This is a genomic window from Thiolapillus sp. (assembly GCF_048562965.1).
GTDB lineage: Bacteria > Pseudomonadota > Gammaproteobacteria > Chromatiales > Chromatiaceae > Thiolapillus > Thiolapillus brandeum_A.
The window spans coordinates 1-3,043 of the sequence record NZ_JBHNMF010000393.1; the positions used below are offsets into that span (position 1 = coordinate 1).

Below are 3,043 nucleotides of genomic sequence, written 5' to 3' on the forward strand. Positions count from 1 at the left end.
ATGCTCAGGAAAAGCAAAGCTGCCCACTGATAATAATGAATCAACTGAGACGATAGCTAATGACATTTGATTTCTCAAAGATTAAGCCAAAAAAGAGGGGGGATTTACCTGTTGATCCTGTCGAACTTTTTCAAAAGCTGAAAGTTTACGATCCCGGAATAAACGACCGCTGCCAGCCACGGAGAGCGAAGCGAAGGCTGGTAGACCCCAGTAGCCGCGAGGCCGCACTGTTTTCCCGGCGTGCCTTGCGCCAGAGGGAAAATAAGCAAGCGTGTCTTCGGCCTCGTGATAAATTTTGGGGTCGAGTAGATGGGCGTATCTCGCCAGACGCTCTATCGCTATGTCGGCCCGGACGGTGAGTTAAGGGAATACGGTAAACAAGTGCTGGGTGAATAAGCAGGGTGATTTTATGCAGGAATTTACTGTTTGAGGTGGATCCGCGAGGGCGAACAGAAAACCGTAAGTTTCTGTTCAAATGCCCCCGCTAGTCCTTCTTGGCCGCTATGCGGCCTGAACGGGTGCGGTCGATGATCAAACTGCGCTCGAACTCGGCGATCCCGGCGAAGACGGTCAACACCATGCGACCGGCGGGGGTCGTAGTATCGGCCCACGGTTCGGCCAGGCTGCACAGCCCTGCGCCCGCCGCCTGGATACGCTCGGCAATGTCGAGCAGGTCGCGCGTGTTGCGGGCCAAACGGTCTAGGCGTGTGACGGTTACAACGTCACCGGGGCGCAAGTGGTCAAGCATCCGCTCTAGCTCCGGTCGGTCGCGGCGGGTGCCGGTGATCTTCTCGGCAAATATCTTCGTGCAACCGGCATCCGGGGTTCTCCCCCCGCTGGACCCAGGCGAATACTAAGCGCGGCGGTGTGTAATCGACGGAGCGCGAAGCGACTACTGGTCAGGGTTTGCGCAAGGCGGGTGGGTAATAGACGGAAGGGGATCGATCCGGTGATCCAGCCTGTGGATAGTCCGTCTATTACCCACCCAACCCCGTCTATTACCCACCTGGTGGGGTGTAAGTAACTGACCATGAAGGAAAATTTGACATTCTGATGTCCTAAAACTCTTTAAAACAAAAAACGTATATAAAACGTGTAGCCCTAGGGAAAACAGCCCATGGAATTATGGACAATCCGGCAAGCCGGATACCTGTGTTTCTTGTAGCTCTTGCCACTGTGGACATAAAATGAGCTTGGAAAATATTTCGCAGGAATCATTTGCTCTAGCGCCTTGACGACACGCGAGGCCTCGTGTCTACTCGCTACATGACGGTCATTCACACGCTTAACGCACGCGACAACCTGATGCTCCAGGTCCTCCGGGAGGATCAAGCTTTGACCGATACGCAGACCTTCCGTGAAATTCAGCACTTCCACAGTTACCTCCTCGACATCCTTCGCACGAAGGACGTCGACTACATGTCTTTGAGAAGCGCGCTTACCCCACAATCGACGAAGCATGAGGCGGCGTTTCTCTTCGACGAGAAACGCTGTGACAATACGTTCGTTCCAGGTGTGGAATGTGCCGACGCACTTTTCCAGGCACTCGACCGCAAAACGACACACAGTATTCTTGGTGGGGAACTGGTTGATGATCGGGACGAAATTGCTCGCACACTGCTTCGTAATTCAGCGGTTGTCGCCAAAGACCTGAACTTCAAACATCCATGCTTCTGCTACGTCCTTTACGTCAACAACCTCTCTGAGAGCAGTATCACCGCCATCGACACTAAACTGCGGGCGCACAAGGCCTATCTCGGTTACGTGCCTTGTACCTATGCAAGCCTAGCGAAGACCTTCGTGTCGAGGCACCTCGTCAACCTAGTGATCAAGCAGGGCGACACCGTCATCCTCGGGCATGAGGATGACCGACCGAATACTGAGAACCATAACCTGCACCTCCACGATTACACTGCCATCGGCCTTCGGATTAAGAGTCTTCAGTCGGCGTACTTCGGCGCATTCCTGTCCTACAAGCCCGAGTGGATGCTGATGGAGGAGTCAGACGACGATCTTGAAATCGCGTTGCGGGCGATGTCTGAGACGGTGGCACCTCTCACCGAATTCACAGTTGCCATCACGGACAACAAGTTCGAAAAGTATCTGAAGACCGAGAAGTTCGGAAAGCTGAAGAAGGCCGGCCTTGAAGACTTGACCAAGGCTGAGCTTGAGACGGAAATCCGCGAGAAGCTACGGATGAGCTATCTGTACAATATGATGTATGTTGATCAGCCCACATACCAGCTCAGCAAATTCAACATAATGCTTGAGTTCACGAGGTTGACCGGGCACCCGGAGCGCATGGTGGTCTCCCTCGAATACAGACCTGCTGAACGCGTGCTGCGTCTGATAACGGTTTCGTGAGCATACAGTCAATAACGAGAACCCCGAAATTTACCGTATCGTATCTTAGCAGGCTGTTGAAAAAGACATCGATTTTCCCGCTAGTTCCACTTGGGAATGGAATTTGATTGTCTTTTTGCGGGCACCGCATCGTTTTTCGATAATTTTGACCCAATTTGGGCAAGCGTGTCTTCGGCCTTGTGATAGATTTTGGGGCATCCCAGTCCCCAAAATCTATCACAAGGTAGCGACATTCTTGTCGTAATTTCGTGTAAAATCATGTAGATCATAGTGATGAAGGTCTCGAAGTTGCGGTAATCACATGCCCTAGTGTAGGACTGCGTTTTTGGCAGCATTTGGTGCCAACAGTTGATTATCAACTGTTGGTCGTAATAAAGAAAGAAAGCATGAAGCTGGTTATCAGTTACTTATTGGTTTGGCTAATTGGGGTGATGTCACTTTGGACTATTGACGTTCGCGGATTAACACCGGAATGGCTTGTCCCGTATAGCCTCGGCTATAAGTGCGCGTTAATGGGTGCGCTTGGAGGTGTTGTTTATTGCCTTAGAGCTGTATATCTAAGGGCCTCGGAAAAAATAGATTACCCCAATTTTGTAATCGGATTGATTGTGACAAACCATGATTCCAGATCAGGTTTTCTGTCAAATCGTTTTTCCAATTCACGCATGGCCTGCTTACT

General features: G+C 51.3%; 3 protein-coding genes and 1 pseudogene. 2 read left to right on the forward strand and 2 right to left on the reverse strand.

Annotated elements, in window-relative coordinates; all coding sequences use genetic code 11:
* Nucleotides 1-104 precede the first annotated feature (104 nt).
* Nucleotides 105-269 carry a hypothetical protein gene (locus tag ACOCD2_RS15310; RefSeq protein ID WP_419591379.1) on the reverse strand — a complete coding sequence of 55 codons (165 nt, stop codon included), beginning with the start codon at nt 267-269 and terminating at the stop codon, nt 105-107.
* 215 nt (nt 270-484) lie between these two features.
* Nucleotides 485-802 (reverse strand): recombinase family protein, encoded by a 318-nt coding sequence (locus ACOCD2_RS15315; RefSeq protein WP_419625767.1) that lies wholly within the window; start codon nt 800-802, stop codon nt 485-487.
* 449 nt (nt 803-1,251) lie between these two features.
* Between ACOCD2_RS15315 and ACOCD2_RS15320 the strand changes: the two genes are divergently transcribed.
* The gene (locus ACOCD2_RS15320) at nt 1,252-2,364 is read left to right on the forward strand and encodes a hypothetical protein (RefSeq protein WP_419625766.1); all 1,113 of its coding nucleotides are present in this window, start codon (nt 1,252-1,254) and stop codon (nt 2,362-2,364) included.
* A gap of 386 nt (nt 2,365-2,750) precedes the next feature.
* Nucleotides 2,751-3,043: pseudogene (locus ACOCD2_RS15325) on the forward strand (hypothetical protein); the annotation flags it as partial.